This window comes from Candidatus Babeliales bacterium (assembly GCA_035288105.1).
Classification (GTDB): domain Bacteria; phylum Babelota; class Babeliae; order Babelales; family Vermiphilaceae; genus SOIL31.
In genome coordinates this window covers 1-14,833 of the sequence record DATEAY010000060.1, presented here as the reverse complement: position 1 = coordinate 14,833, position 14,833 = coordinate 1, and the positions used below count along the sequence as shown (strand labels likewise).

Genomic DNA, 14,833 nt, shown 5'->3' with positions numbered 1-14,833 from the left:
GTACGACTAGGCACAGTAAAAGAAGTTGCATGATTAATTAAGGAGAGTCATGGAGCCAACAGAAAATATCATTCTTGTGTTCATTATGAACATACTATTTTTAACCCATCAAACTTACTGCCAAACTGTTACCGCTGAAATTTCTTACGGTGAACTGATTGATAAAATAACTATTCTGAATATTAAATCACAACGTATCATCAATGAAGAAAAACTAAAAAATGTTCGTACCGAATTTGCATCACTACAAGATACATGCAACCGCTATATTGGCAGTCGTGAAGACATCGCACAACTACAAGCATTGTTGCAAAAGATTAATGAGGAACTTTGGGATATTGAAGATGCAATACGCGTTAAAGAACGCAAACAAGAATTTGATGCTGAATTCATTGCAATTGCACGTAGTGTATATATTACCAACGATAGGCGTTGCGCAGTTAAAAAACAAATTGACGTGTTACTCGGATCTCATCTGACTGAAGAAAAATCATATGAGAAACTTACCTGTAACTAAGTGAAACTTTAGCCCCAGCTTCGTAAACTACGCCGGGGACCCCGCTGAAGAATAAAGAATACGAACAAAATCTTGAAGTAATTACCGCGCATTATAAACTAAGATATAGCAACAATCATTTATCTTAACCTAATCCCCATGCTCTTCGCGCTCATCCTGAACTTGTTGAAGGATAAAGCGCGCTCTGATCCTTCAACAAGTTCAGGATGAGCGCAGTGAAAAAAGCTAAACGGAAAAATAATGCGCGATTCTTTTAATAATTTTTTAGAAAATAATCTCAATCCGTCACAACAGAAAGCAGTGCATCATGAAGCCGGTCCGATTCTTGTTGTTGCCGGTGCTGGTTCAGGAAAAACGCGCGTTATTACGGCACGCATCACCAACCTAATTCTTAATAAAAATGTTTCTGCCTCATCAATTGTGGCACTTACATTCACCAATAAAGCTGCAAACGAGATGAAAGAACGTATTGCATCTTTTTTAGGAAATCATGACGAGCTTCCTTTTGTTGGAACGTTTCACTCCTATTGCGTACAACTGCTTAAAAGATACCAAGAATATTTACCTAATCCTTTTTTTTCCATCTTAGACAGCGACGATAAGCAAAAAATGATCCAAGGAATTTTACAACGCAACGGGTTACAAAAACAATTTACCGCAAAAAATATAGCTCATATGATTTCGCAGATGAAAAATCATATCGATGAAAAATCTCAACCAGCAATGGAATATGTGTCTCATCCAATGCTCACTGATGTTCTTAATGCATACGAAACAGAAAAAAGAAGTTCTAAGTGTCTTGATTTTGATGATCTGTTGCTTGAAACGCTAAACCTACTTACAAGAAACAGTGTGATTAAAAACAGATTCCAGGAAAAAATTCGCCACGTTTTAGTTGATGAATATCAGGATACTAACGTAGTACAGCATGAACTTTTAAAAGTCATGGCTCTCAGCGATAAAACCCTTGCGATAGATTCTGTCTGTGCTGTGGGTGATGAAGATCAGTCAATTTATTCATGGCGCGGTGCAACAGTAACAAATATGGCCAATTTTAAAATAGTGTTTCCTGGCACTACCATTATCACAATTGAACAAAATTACCGTTCCGTGCAACCCATATTAACATTGGCTAACCATACCATACAGAATAATACCTGCAGAACACCAAAAAATTTATGGTCAGAAAAACAGGGAAGTAGCAGAATACAAAAACTTCTTTGTTTGACTGAGTATCAAGAAGCACGGGCAATTGCACAATTATTGTTAGTAGCAAAGTCGAAATATGGACTCAATAATGTTGGTATACTCTATCGCACTCATACACAGTCACGTGCACTGGAAGAAGCGTTACTCAAAGAATCTATTCCTTACCGCATTATTGGTGGCATTCAATTTTATGAACGTAAAGAAATTAAAGATTTGCTTGCGTACTTAAAAATTATTGCCAATCCATTCGATAGAACATCCTTTTTCCGTATTATCAATGTTCCTGCACGTGGCCTAGGTGATAAATTTGAAGAAATGTTTTACACACAGTGGGCCAATGAACCGTTTGCCACGTGGCATGATATTATTAAACACTTATCTGCAGATGGGAGTCTGGGTAAAGCAAAAACTACAACAATTGAACAATTCGCTGCACTACTGCAAAAAATAGAACCCTCAACACCGACAAGCAAAGCACTTGAGAACATTATTGTAAAAACCGAATATATCAGCTACATCAAAAATAATGATGAACCACAAGAAGCACAAACTCGTCTTGACAACATTAAAGAACTTCTTGATGCAGTAAACCATTTTGAAAGCAATGGCATTACAACTATTTCTGCCTTTCTTGATGAAGTTGCTCTTATGCAAGATAAAATGAGCAAACAAAATAGAGATGCTCAAGCTGTTTCTCTTATGACGCTACATGCAGCAAAAGGATTAGAATTTGACCTAGTAATTTTACCAGGGGTTGAAGAAGGAATAATACCAACAACGCGCTCACTCAATTCCAATGATGCAATTGAAGAAGAACGACGTCTTTTTTATGTGGGCATTACACGAGCAAAAGAACATTTATTAATTACGTACACAAAACACCGTTACTCATATGGTCAAATGATTGACCAATTACCTTCGCCATTTTTACAAGAAATACCATCGCACCTTGTACCGTATGAAGATTGCTCGTACTGGAGTATTACGCAAGTGAATCAATTCTTTGCTGGTTGGTTAGGAACTATATCAAAAAAATCTGATATTTATATTCCCTCCTTCGCTAAAGCTTCCTCCTTCGCCAAGGCTTCGGCGGACGCGACGGCGGGCGAGCCTACACAACAGTTTCATAAATCAACCCCAGCAAAAAACACCGTCATCGAACAAAAAAAGCCTCTTTTAGCATCAACCACCTGGAGAAAAAATCAGCCAGTAAAACATGCAAAATATGGCGTTGGAACTGTTCAAGAGATTGAGGAAAAAACAAGCGGAGAAACACATATCACCGTGCGTTTTAAAACCAGTATAAAAAAAATAGTTGCACAATTCTTGCAGCGGCTGTGAGAATGGAACTATGAATAAACCAACATTATACCTAAGCCTCTGTACTGATTTTTTTGATCTTGATAAACCAAAAGCCTCGCCAGAAGAATATGCTTTTTTTCGTCATTACATTGCCAAAAGCACTGGTCCTGTTTTGGAGCCAATGTGTGGAACAGGACGCTATCTTATTCCTTATCTTGAAGAAGGATTCGATGTAGAAGGTTTTGATGCATCACCATTTATGCTCAATGCTTTGTACAAAAAATGTAAACAAAAAAATCTTACTCCGCGTGCTTGGGAACAATTTTTGGAAGGCCTGCCAACAACAAAACTGTACAATCTTATTTTTATCCCTGACAGTTCTTTTTGCCTATTCTTAAACCCCGCTCATATCAAAATGTGTTTACAAAAAATATATTCACTCCTGCAACCAGGTGGAACTTTTGTATTCGACGTGGAAACTGTCTACGCAATACCTGCAAAAATTGGCTTATGGCATGGAAAAGCGTACAAAAAAACAGATGGTACAACAATAATTTCTAGCACTTTACCTCTTGGAATAGAAAACAGTGTTGCAACCGTCATTTGCCGCTATGAACTGATGGATAAAACTGAGATTATCAAAACAGAAATGGAATATTTTCAAATCAAACTTTACTATCCAACAGAAATGGATGCACTGCTCAAACAAGTTGGATTTACGCACATTAAAAAAATAGAAGCATACGATCTTAATGGCACTCCATCTGCACAAGATTACACCATTGTGTATGAATGCATAAAATAATTTATTGATTGCTCGAAAGTAATAATGAAGCTCATTTCCGGTTCTCTAAAACTATCCCTAGTATATCCATTATTTTTTCTTGGGTTACTATTTTCATCTGAGCATCACAATCCTATACATAACATACCCGCAAAAACTGCAGCTTTCGAGTTAACACCATCTCATTTACATAGATCTGTTGATTATTTTTCTAAAATCAAAAATTTAAATAATATCACTCGGCAAAACAGACTTGACCGATTGCTACAGGGACTTAACACAACACCCAAGACATCTGATGAAAATTTTACACCCCAAAGCATATACAATCCCATTCAATTACAACGCCATACAATACTTGAAAGATTTCTGAACAATGACCCCAAAACACACGAAATCTCTTTCAAACAATACTCTCTCAATAATAAAGCACAAAAATATTTATCTTCTCACAATATCGATATCGATGCGTTCCAATCATGTCATGGTAATCTTCTTCAACATGCAATTCACCAGGAATTTATAGTATTAACTGACACCACGGCCCATGTCTGGAATCAACGAATTAACTGTCAAGAAGTTAAGGACCTTACTGCTGTTGTTGGCAATTTTATTATCGCGGGAAATTCATTTAATCACACGGGAGAAGTAAAAAAAGCAATGGCACTAGCAGACGCCAGTTGGGCAATTCTCGATTGTATACGTGCAGCCGGCGAAGGAATTGTGCAGGGATTATCAGCAGTTATACATGATGTTAGACATCCTATTGAGGCTATACAAAATTATGTACATGCAACAATAACATGTGGCCATTATTTATACATAGCATTACAAGAAATAGATGCAACAACAGAAGCTCTTATATCTGGCAACTTTGACCTATTAGCCGATAAATATATCTCGTGGAGTGAATGTTGCAAAAATATTGCCTATGGACTTTCTGAATATAGCAAAGAACTGAAAACGCGCGATATTGTTAAAAATCTAGCCAACACAGCTGTGCAATGTTACGCAACTACACGCGCAATTAATGGCTTTAGCTCTCTTTTTAACAGTGCACATAAAAGCGCTCTTTTGATAGCCAGAAAAATGAATGAAAGTGTTCAAAAAAGCACGTTATTGATGTCCACAGAAGATATTCCATTACGCATTGCTCAGCAAATTCTTCAACAACCAAAAAAAATATCCCGTGTAAAGGATCATCTTTCTCAAGTAATTTCTCAATTTAAAGGCAAAAAAATAAAAGTTGGCAAAATAACCTGCTTGCTTGATAAAAAAGGACTAAAACATATTCTTGAACGGCACCATCCAAAATATTGGAATGGAACTTTGAAAGATAATCAAACTTTTTTAAACAAAGAAATGAATATTTCTGATATTGTCAGCAATATCAGAAATATTATCAAACAAAATAAAGAAATAATAATTCAACAAGGCACAAATCGTAAATATCAAATCAACGGCGTGATTGGAAACATCAAATACAGAGTAGGCTTTGATCGTGGAAGAATAGGCCAATTTTATATACCATTGCAACAATAGTAATAACGAAAGTATTTTCTCATGTTTATCATCAAATCATACATCAAATATCCTAACATACCTGTTTACGATCTTGAAGATGTTGAAAAGAGACCTTTTCACTATTTCATCGATATCAATAACTCAGAAGAAATTTTACGTATAAAAAAAGATTTAGATTTAGATTATATAGATGGAGTTCTACACCTAACTTACAACAATCAAGTCATTATTAGTTTTAGATCATACGATTTGATTGATCATTTGTGGGCCTATTTTTTAAATATGGTAGAAGAATTCTTACAAAAAAAACGATCTGAAATGTCTTTTCCTGATCAACCAACTCCTATCTCTATGAATTATATTTCTGACGATTATATACTTTTTTCAATAAATTTTACTCAATGGACATTGCCAAAATATGAATTTTTTAATGCCTTGCTTTTGGGAGCCAAAGATTTTTTTGAAAAAATAATGTTATTAATTGAAGAAGAAAAAGATTCTTGTATGTTTCAATTGAGAAAAATCAAAAATCTAGAAAAACAAGTTAATGCTTTAAAAAAATAATATGTTCTTTATTAAATCATGTATTAAATACCCAAATATGCCCGTTTACAATCTTGAAGATGTTGAAATATGAAAAATATATATAAACTACCTGCATATGTCGGAATAGTTCTTAAGAGGAATACGCAATTTTTATTAGTACAACGCCACAACACCGATTGGATGTCTGGTTATTGGAACTTTCCTGGAGGATTGCTCGAAGAAAATGAAACGTTAACAACTGCAGCTGCTCGCGAAACTCTGGAAGAAGTCGGTGTTGTTGTCAATCCATCTGATTTTACTCTTGCACATGTTCTTCATGTACGCGCTAATGAAAAAAATACACGAGATATTATTGGAATATATTTTATGACAGAAGTGTGGCAAGGAACTCCAACAAATAAAGAACCACATCGACATAGTGCTGTGGCATGGTTTGATATTAATGATTTGCCATTACATATAACTGAACATGCACTGTTGGCAATAGAGAGCGTCAAAACAGGTAAAAAATATTCAGAAAATGGTTGGAAAAACGCCACTTAAGTTGCTTTTTTCAACAGTCACATTTGGCCAGCAAGAAACTAATTCTTGTAACAATGGCACATAGTGATGTTTGAGGTAACAATCAAAAAATGCACCAACATATGCATGAACAATTGTATGCGCTAGAGTTCCATCAATTAACCATCGCGTAAGAACGGAATCAGGAATTAATCCTGCATCAGAAAATGTATCATGCACAATACCCTTTATTGTAATTTTGTACACATCACTATTCTGACCGGCTATGAATGTATTAATTAACGGAAGTGACGCGTTATTAAAGTGCATTGACCACATGAGCGCATCTCTTATTGAAATGATAGGAGAAAATATACTTAATCCCGGAGCTACAAAAGATCCGATAATGAACATAGTTGGCTGATAGATGGGCGCACATGCATCTGTTCCGTATAGCGGCCCATCAAGATTAATAGCTGCCCCAATACGACTATCTCTACGACATAACTGCATTGCAGTTGATCCACCCAACGAATGGCCCATTGCACCAATACGTGACATATCAATTTTATTATAAAGAACTGACTCTTGATTTATATTCTGACGTGCACACTCATCAAGTGCACGTACCATATCTTCAACCCACATATCTGCTTCTATATCATACATATTTTTACCAACCTGATGATGTACCGGTGCAGGGAAAAGGTACTGAGCACTTTTACCGGTAGACAGTTGAATTGGTTTGCATCCATACGTGTGCGATACACTTGCTACAACATATCCACGCGATGCACAATACTGACACAACTGTGTGTACGTCATACCATTAAAAATGTCCCCTAATCCATGAGAGAAAAGGATTAAGGGACATTGTTCTTCTTGTGTAATAGGAATCCACACATGCAGCATAAATTCGCGATAAGGATGCGCTGCACCATGCGGATATAGTTCTTGTCGTGATGTATCAATAACATGATACTGAGTAAAATCATATGAAAAACAAGGTTCTGATTTTATATGTACAAAGCATAACAATAAATTTGCAGCGATAACGATTAAACTTAACCGAACTATGTCTCTGCGCTCATCCTGAACTTGTTGAAGGATTAAGCGCGCTTTATTCTTCAACAAGTTCAGAATGAGCGCGATGGATAACCACTCCATTGTACCAGACATCCTACCCTACCTTTTTTATATAATCGGATTTTTATAAAGTACTGTCCTTTATATCACGCAATGCTTCTTCTTTACCAACAAAATTTTTAACTTTAACCCATTTGCCTGGTTCTGTACTCTTATAATTCTCAAAAAAATGTTTAATCATATTTTTAGTAGCATCATCAAGATCTGTTAAATCGTTAATATTAGCATAGAATGGATCAACTTTTTTTGTTGGCACCGCAATAATTTTGTTATCAATGCCCGCTTCATCTTCCATTTCTAACATGCCAATAACGCGCGATGGCACAATGGAACCTGCCTGAACAGGATACGAAGAGATAACCATCACATCAACCGGGTCACCATCTTTTGCAAGTGTATTAGGTATATAGCCATAATTAAAGGGATATGCCATTGCTGTGTACATAAAACGGTCAACGACCAACATACCGGTTTTTTTATCTACCTCGTATTTGATCATCGAGTTTTTAGGGATTTCAATCAAAACATTAATTTCATGCATGGAATTAAACCTTTGGAATAATAAAAAAATTTGTATAGTATTTAAAGTGATTTTATCAAAAAATCATTCTTAATTCAATCTACAATTGCAAACTGTTATTTTTTAAAAAGCAAAAGTACCATTGCTGTAAAGCTCAGGATCGCCGCATACATAAGACCAGTTATTGGTGCTACAGCCATCCACAAAAAACCAACAACCATGCTTGATAAAAGATCTCCAACACCATCAACTGATTGCAACAACCCTAATCCTGTACCGCGAATATGTTCTGGCAAAATATAGGCCGCATGAGCTTTTTCCAAAGCTTTGACTGTGCCAGCACTTAACCCTGCACAACCAAAAAAGATTAACCAAACCCAAAGATGCATTGTTTGCACCATAAAACCAAGTGTGGTAATACCAAAAAAACCAAACCCAAAAACTGCTAACAATGCCTTGCGGTTCACATAATCACTCAACGTACCCATACCAAATTCACTCAATGCTCGAATGATATTAAAAAATGCATACAACAAAACTCCTGATGCCGTCGCAACTACAAATGAATGTTCTTGTCCAAGAACTGTTTGAACACGATAAATAAGCAATGCTTGATTAAAATTACCCAACCCAAATGTAAACATTATCCATAGAAAAGAAACAAATTCTGATGGCAGCATTTTTACTTGATCAACAAAGTGTATCACATGCTCCGTACTTGTTTCCCGCTTCTCTTCAGAAGTTAAAAATATAATGGAAAGAACTGAAAAAATACTAGGAATAATCGAAATGAAAAAAATTGATGGTAATGAAAATTGCATTCTTAATAAAAAAAATACTGTCAGCGGACCTGCTAATGCACCCAACGTATCCCATGCTCGTTGCAATCCAAAAACACGTCCATAAAAAGACAGTGGAACAATTTTTGCAATCCATGTATCACGCATTGGCTCTCTAATTCCCTTTGCCAGCCATGCAACTATTTTACATACAAAAACGGCAAAAACTGTTTTTGCCGTTCCCATTAATGCAAGAAAAATTCCCGCAATGCCATAACCCGCAATTAAAAATGGTTTATAAAAAGGCACTCTGTCAGCAAGCCATCCAGACAAGAGCTTTGTTACCGTAGCTCCAGCATCGGCAAGGCCCTGAATTGAGCCTAGCGCAAATGGTGCATACGTTGATCCTACCAGTTGTGTAACAAACATCGGCAAAATGGCAGTGCCCATTTCGTGGCACCAATCACCAAAAAAACTGGCTGAACAAAAACCAATAATATTTCTATTCAACCAGCTTTTCATGTGTTTCCAATGTATAAAACTTTGACCAGGTGCGCTCATCCTGAACTTGTTGAAGGATCAGGCGCACCATGTAACCTGTATACAGAATAATTTTATACAAAATCAAGCAACCGCTTCATTTCGTAACGCCCATACACCCAACCAACAACAATAAAACCACACAGCACTGCACAACATATTCCCCACGGCAAACAATCCCCTTGCCCCAACAATGCAGCACGAGTTCCTTCCATCACAAAAAGAATTGGATTACACAGAAATAGGTATGCTAACGGTTGTGATAATTTATATATCGCTGCCCATGAAAACTGAAATCCACCCAAAAACCAGAGCGGAAAAATAAATCGTGACCAGACATTTTCCATCTTTGACATTGCACCAACATGAGCAGTGACGGCAATAGTAAATATCCCATAAAAAATGTTTGCCAAAACAAGCATAATGACAAACTTAACCCACGATACTGTTGCAAAACTAAAACTATTCCACAACAATAATTTACCAAAAGGTAACATTATCAAACTTAAGATAATACCAATCAATGTATACGAGGTTATCATACTCCACCACACAATTGCAGGACTCAGCGGTAATGTTAAAAGATAACTAATATGCCGATCACCTTCAAAATCAACAATACATCTGAATGAATTGCCATACACCTCAAAAAGACCAACAGTTCCTATGACTGTTGCCAATTGGAAACAACCATAATCACTTGCAAGGCCAAACTCTTGCATAATATACCCCATTACCACCAATGAACAAAACGCCCAAATATAAAAATTGATGGCTTTTCCCATTAATTGCTGCCGTGCAATATAAAAATGAGTACGCACTAACTTCCAAAAAATATCATTAAAACGAAATAAACTTACGTTCATACCATCCCTTACGTATGTGATGCATTGTCCATCAATGCAATAAATACATCTTCTAAATTTTTCATCTTAAAATCAGCTTTCAGTTTATCCGGAGTATCAATCAACTTGATCAACCCACCATCTAACACACACACGCGATCTGACAATTGCTCTGCTTCATCAAGATAATGTGTTGTTAAAATAACAGTCACTCCCAATGCTTTTAAGTCTCTAATTTGCTGCCACAATTGTCGCCTAATATGCGGATCTAATCCTACTGTTGGTTCATCCAAAATAACTAATTCAGGATTGTGCACTAACGCACGCGCAATCATAAAGCGTTGTTTATAGCCACCAGAAAGCACATTAGCTTTTTGATGCAAATACTGCTCCAAATCAAACTGTTTAATTAATAGCTTAAGACGTGAGGCAATCTCTTCATCAGACATCCCATAGTAGCTACCAGATAGCCTTAAGTTTTGTTCCAGTGTAAGTTCTGGATGCAAGTTTGGTCGCTGGGGGCAAAAACCAATTTTATATCGGTACGTTGCAACATCGTTATAAATTGATTTGCCATCAATTTCAATATCGCCTTCTGTTGGTGGATGCAACGTTGCAATAATAGATGACAAAGTTGTTTTACCCGCACCATTGACCCCTAAAAGACCCAAAATTTCACCCTTATAAATATCAAGAGAAACACCTTTGAGTGCTTCTTTGGTATCATACTTCTTTTTGATATTCTTTATCTTCAACAAAACAGTATTCATGAGAACTCCTTTATGCTCAACGCACAAATATAGTAACAAAAATTGCGCATACAAAATGCACACAAAATAATATAAACAGATTAAAAAACAGAAGTTAGTTAAAAAAACAGAAACAGCTAGAACCGCATATATGCGCTCAGCTGGTAATTATTGAGAACTTAGAGAGTGATTTCCATGATTGGTATCTCCTTCAAGAGGAATTAATTTGATATTACTTATTATGATAACAAACAAAATAACCGCGTCAAGCGACTTTCAAAACCAATTATTTGTTCTTTTATACACTGCGCAGTATCATAATCGCTATCGTATACCCCTAGCCAAAAGTAACCAATGAAAAAGAAAAAATATGAATGCTGCTTTTGTAGCAAAGAGATTGTCAGTGATACTGTAGATGTTACCGCTTTGATTGTTATCACCAATTTTGATAAAAGTGAGAAAAAACAAGAAGTGCAACAACTATTTTGTCACATTCTGTGTCTTAAGGAAAAACTACCAACAACTGTTCCTTTGTATGGACTTACGTCAGAAAAAACTAACATCTAAAAAGGGCCGTGACTTACCATGAAGCATCCAATAAAATTTTTTCGCTTCTTATTCACTTTTCTATTGCTTTATCACGGAATAGTCATTACACACGAATATCAACATCCCTATGTAGTTATCAATTTCCAACAACAAACTTCTAACATATCCAATATAGCTTTTACCGCACGTCCAACTCTCCGTGTAAACACAAATAATCACTACAAAAATTATTACCCTACACCAGAACAGCTAGCCATTGTTATGAGTTGGATGCAAAAACTCTATCCAGATAATATCACTGCCACCACACCACCACAAAAAAAACCTTCTCCACAACAACAAAATCAATCAATTCCAGCAACCATTGCTACGCCAGTAGAAAATATCACTCAACAAAAATGTGATGCCACGCACATTACTGAATTAGAAGATCAATTTTTTATCTATCAACAATGTCCTGAGTGGGATAAACACACACGTGTTATTGATGAGCGCACGAACGCCCTTAAACAACTCAAAAATGGCAATCAGGCGCATACTGCGCAGCGCTATGCACTTTCTGAAAAAATGCAGCGTTACTGTAATGATCACTCTATAAATACCAGCTCACTGGAACAGTGTGAAGGTGATATTTTACAACAAACAATTCACAATGAGTTTGTTACTATCACAAAAAAAAGCGCCAACATTTGGCACAAAAATAAATCTCCCAAAGCATTCAAACAAGTAACAAGCATTATTGCCGATTTTACCGATGCAGGTATTGCATGTAATCATGCACATGAAACACGTAAGGCACTTGCTCTTGCCGATGCCTGTTGGATGATTCTTGATTGCATCCAAGCTGCAGGAGAAGGTTTACTCGAGGGCGCATATCATACCGTTGATGATATAATCCATCCCGTGCGTACCGTACAAAATATTGCAGAAAGTATTGCCATCTGTGGTTATTATATTGGCAAAGTAGCAATAGAAATTGGAGAGCTAAGTTATCTTGTTGTTGCAGAACCTGCGGATAAAACATATCAAAAGCTTAAGGAATGGGCTGATACTTTTGCCGTTATCTATGATGGCATAAAAGAAAAAAGCTCTACCCTCAAAACACGTGATGTGATAAAAGAAACCGTTTCTTTGGGTACACAATTCTATACAACACCAAAAGCATTACATGGTATTGGAAAATTATTTAAATATGCCCACAAAAATGCAATCAAATTAGCGGAAAATGTATCACGTTCCGCTAAAGCACATGCGTTAACCACACCCGAAGGAATCGTTGTTCGCATTGCTGATAGTACTGTTGAGTTTATGAAGAATGAATTCAATTTTTCTTCCTCAAAACTTCCCACGGTTCCGAATATGGCAGAATTTTTCAAGCTTCCATTTGGACAAAAATTAGTCGACAAAAGTCAAAGAACTCCATATACCTATCAAAAAAATATTATATATAAATTAACAGAAAACATTCCTGGTACAACTTTGCGAAAAAAGCATTTCTATTATTTAGATCGCCTTCATGGAGATCATTTAGAAATATTTAACAGCCGATTTGAATTCATTGGAGTATATAATCTAGATGGAACATTTAATATATCGAAGTACAATGCTGCTAGAAAAAGTGGTCGAAATATTAGAGACATTATGAAAGGCCGTCAGTGAACGATCAGTTAAAAAAAACATTACAAAACTTAGAGCAGTTGAACCAATATCTTAACAATCAAATAATTACACAAAATGTTTTAAAAGAAGAAGAAGAAAACATTCATCAAATGAATGATTTAGACCTCAATACGTCAGAGCATCTAAACCAACTAATAAAAACTAAAGATATTAATGCTATCATGGAACACATTGGTTATGTAGATGTAAATCTGGGTCTTTACGAATGGCATCTGGAACAAATGCGTGATATTACGGAAAAGTTTATGGGGCTTTATAGAGAAAAGAATGCACTCAAGGATATAGAATAATGCTTAAAGAACTTAAAGACCTTTCAGAAAAATTAATTTTTTTAAATCTCACAATCAATCATTCTCTATTCTCAGAACAAGAAAGGACTACCTTAGAAAATTCTGTCAAACAACTTTTTATATTAAATGACAGTCTTGCACAATTAAATCTTAAACTCAGTGAATTTCCTAATAATGTTCCTTTGATTGATTTAATCAATGCAGACAAAGTTATAACTCTACTTATAACTCTTCATCAAAATTTTTCTGCAACTATCTCCTATATTCATATAATCAGAATGTTCACAGAAAAAATGATATGTAATTATGAAAAACAATGGAATAAGTTAGAAAAACAATAAAATATGATTTAGCAAAAAAAAGTGGCCGCAACATTAGAAATCTTATAAAAGGCAAACAATGATTTTAAAAAGACTGCATACATTAAAATTTGAAGACAATGATATATACCGGATAGCGTCTTACCAAGATAAAATCATTGTAAATGAAGATTTTCATGGCATTAGAATCTTAGATTTATCTTTGAATACTATAAAAATAATACCCATTACCGAGGGTCTTATCGTTGATTTTATTTACAAAAAAACGGATGGCAATGCTATTATTGTGTGCGATTTGGAGAACAATCGACTTATTTTAGTTGATTTACAATTTTTTACCCATTCAATTATCCAACTTGATGAACCTTCTACCTGCTATTTTTTTTCTCGCAATTATTACTGGATAAAAGATATTTTTATCTTGGCAATTGAAAATGAAAATATCTTTTATCAACTAAACTTTGAATCCCTTACTTTGGCAAAAATACCACCAAAGAAAGTAAAGGATATTGCCCTGCAGTTTTTTGTTTTTTCCAATGCATGTAGAAAATATAAAGCAATTACCATTTATCCAGAAAAAGAAGCTTTCATTTTTAAAAAAAATCGAAATTTAATTGGATTTTATGACTACAAAAATAAAAATGTTATTTTGAAAAAATATAAACTAGGTTTCTTTGAAGAAGAAGTTTATTATCATCGTGACAGCTTTATATTCCTTCATTTCTGGGAAAAAGCCATAGTATTTCAAAAAAATAAATGCTTTTTAAGTTCAGCAGAACCTAACTATTATTGCTTAAGAATAGATTTTTTAAACAATGACACAATGGTTATACTGGAAACTAACAAAGATGACCATAAGTTCTGCATTTTAAGTGTGTATGAATTAAATATTAGACCTCTTTCGAAACTAGTTTTTTAACTCAAAATTATATATTCCCGAAATCAAATTAAAACGTAAACCAAATCGTTTTCTGCGATTGCGATATCGATCAGCTACAATTTTAAAGCGCTTGATCATTCCTATAACATTTT

17 protein-coding genes are annotated in these 14,833 nt (G+C 35.3%); 11 read left to right on the top strand and 6 right to left on the bottom strand.

What is annotated here, in order from left to right; genetic code table 11:
* Positions 1 to 49: 49 nt before the first annotated feature.
* From VJJ26_03185 to VJJ26_03160, 6 genes are all read left to right on the top strand, one after another.
* On the top strand, positions 50 to 517 hold the full coding sequence (locus VJJ26_03185) for a DUF6165 family protein (GenBank protein HLC07166.1): 468 nt from the start codon (positions 50 to 52) through the stop codon (positions 515 to 517).
* Positions 518 to 757: 240 nt separating this feature from the next.
* A complete protein-coding gene (locus VJJ26_03180) occupies positions 758 to 3,067 on the top strand; it encodes a UvrD-helicase domain-containing protein (protein HLC07165.1) in 2,310 nt (769 codons plus the stop codon).
* 10 nt (positions 3,068 to 3,077) lie between these two features.
* Positions 3,078 to 3,833, top strand: coding sequence for a class I SAM-dependent methyltransferase (locus VJJ26_03175; protein HLC07164.1), 756 nt, complete (start codon positions 3,078 to 3,080; stop codon positions 3,831 to 3,833).
* A 24-nt stretch (positions 3,834 to 3,857) separates the two neighbouring features.
* Complete coding sequence (locus tag VJJ26_03170) at positions 3,858 to 5,354, top strand: hypothetical protein (GenBank protein HLC07163.1); 1,497 nt, start codon at positions 3,858 to 3,860, stop codon at positions 5,352 to 5,354.
* A 21-nt stretch (positions 5,355 to 5,375) separates the two neighbouring features.
* Positions 5,376 to 5,900, top strand: coding sequence for a hypothetical protein (locus VJJ26_03165; protein HLC07162.1), 525 nt, complete (start codon positions 5,376 to 5,378; stop codon positions 5,898 to 5,900).
* Positions 5,901 to 5,969: 69 nt separating this feature from the next.
* Positions 5,970 to 6,425 carry an NUDIX domain-containing protein gene (locus VJJ26_03160; protein HLC07161.1) on the top strand — a complete coding sequence of 152 codons (456 nt, stop codon included), beginning with the start codon at positions 5,970 to 5,972 and terminating at the stop codon, positions 6,423 to 6,425.
* Here the strand turns inward: VJJ26_03160 and VJJ26_03155 are convergent.
* The 5 genes from VJJ26_03155 to VJJ26_03135 form a co-directional block, all read right to left on the bottom strand.
* Positions 6,396 to 7,562: a hypothetical protein gene (locus VJJ26_03155; protein HLC07160.1), complete on the bottom strand. Its 1,167-nt coding sequence runs from the start codon at positions 7,560 to 7,562 to the stop codon at positions 6,396 to 6,398. The genes VJJ26_03160 and VJJ26_03155 overlap by 30 nt on opposite strands.
* 31 nt (positions 7,563 to 7,593) lie before the next feature.
* Positions 7,594 to 8,070 carry an inorganic diphosphatase gene (gene ppa / locus VJJ26_03150; GenBank protein HLC07159.1) on the bottom strand — a complete coding sequence of 159 codons (477 nt, stop codon included), beginning with the start codon at positions 8,068 to 8,070 and terminating at the stop codon, positions 7,594 to 7,596.
* 95 nt (positions 8,071 to 8,165) lie between these two features.
* Positions 8,166 to 9,350 (bottom strand): MFS transporter, encoded by a 1,185-nt coding sequence (locus VJJ26_03145; GenBank protein HLC07158.1) that lies wholly within the window; start codon positions 9,348 to 9,350, stop codon positions 8,166 to 8,168.
* A gap of 92 nt (positions 9,351 to 9,442) precedes the next feature.
* Complete coding sequence (locus VJJ26_03140; GenBank protein ID HLC07157.1) at positions 9,443 to 10,234, bottom strand: hypothetical protein; 792 nt, start codon at positions 10,232 to 10,234, stop codon at positions 9,443 to 9,445.
* Between the two features lie 8 nt (positions 10,235 to 10,242).
* A complete protein-coding gene (locus VJJ26_03135; GenBank protein HLC07156.1) occupies positions 10,243 to 10,983 on the bottom strand; it encodes an ABC transporter ATP-binding protein in 741 nt (246 codons plus the stop codon).
* 333 nt (positions 10,984 to 11,316) lie between these two features.
* On the opposite strand from VJJ26_03135, the gene VJJ26_03130 reads away from it, so the two are divergent.
* From VJJ26_03130 to VJJ26_03110, 5 genes are read left to right on the top strand one after another with little or no spacing between them, the layout of a single operon-like run.
* On the top strand, positions 11,317 to 11,529 hold the full coding sequence (locus VJJ26_03130; protein HLC07155.1) for a hypothetical protein: 213 nt from the start codon (positions 11,317 to 11,319) through the stop codon (positions 11,527 to 11,529).
* Between the two features lie 18 nt (positions 11,530 to 11,547).
* A complete protein-coding gene (locus tag VJJ26_03125; protein ID HLC07154.1) occupies positions 11,548 to 13,170 on the top strand; it encodes a hypothetical protein in 1,623 nt (540 codons plus the stop codon).
* Positions 13,167 to 13,481, top strand: a complete 315-nt coding sequence (locus VJJ26_03120; protein ID HLC07153.1) for a hypothetical protein — start codon at positions 13,167 to 13,169, stop codon at positions 13,479 to 13,481. Before VJJ26_03125 ends, VJJ26_03120 begins: the two co-directional genes overlap by 4 nt.
* The gene (locus tag VJJ26_03115) at positions 13,481 to 13,822 is read left to right on the top strand and encodes a hypothetical protein (GenBank protein ID HLC07152.1); all 342 of its coding nucleotides are present in this window, start codon (positions 13,481 to 13,483) and stop codon (positions 13,820 to 13,822) included. The genes VJJ26_03120 and VJJ26_03115 overlap by 1 nt, the downstream gene beginning before the upstream one ends.
* Before the next feature lie 58 nt (positions 13,823 to 13,880).
* Positions 13,881 to 14,720: a hypothetical protein gene (locus tag VJJ26_03110; protein HLC07151.1), complete on the top strand. Its 840-nt coding sequence runs from the start codon at positions 13,881 to 13,883 to the stop codon at positions 14,718 to 14,720.
* Here the strand turns inward: VJJ26_03110 and VJJ26_03105 are convergent.
* Positions 14,709 to 14,833 (bottom strand): IS5/IS1182 family transposase (locus tag VJJ26_03105; protein ID HLC07150.1); only part of this gene is annotated, 125 nt, incomplete at its 5' end. The two genes, VJJ26_03110 and VJJ26_03105, sit on opposite strands and share 12 nt — an antisense overlap.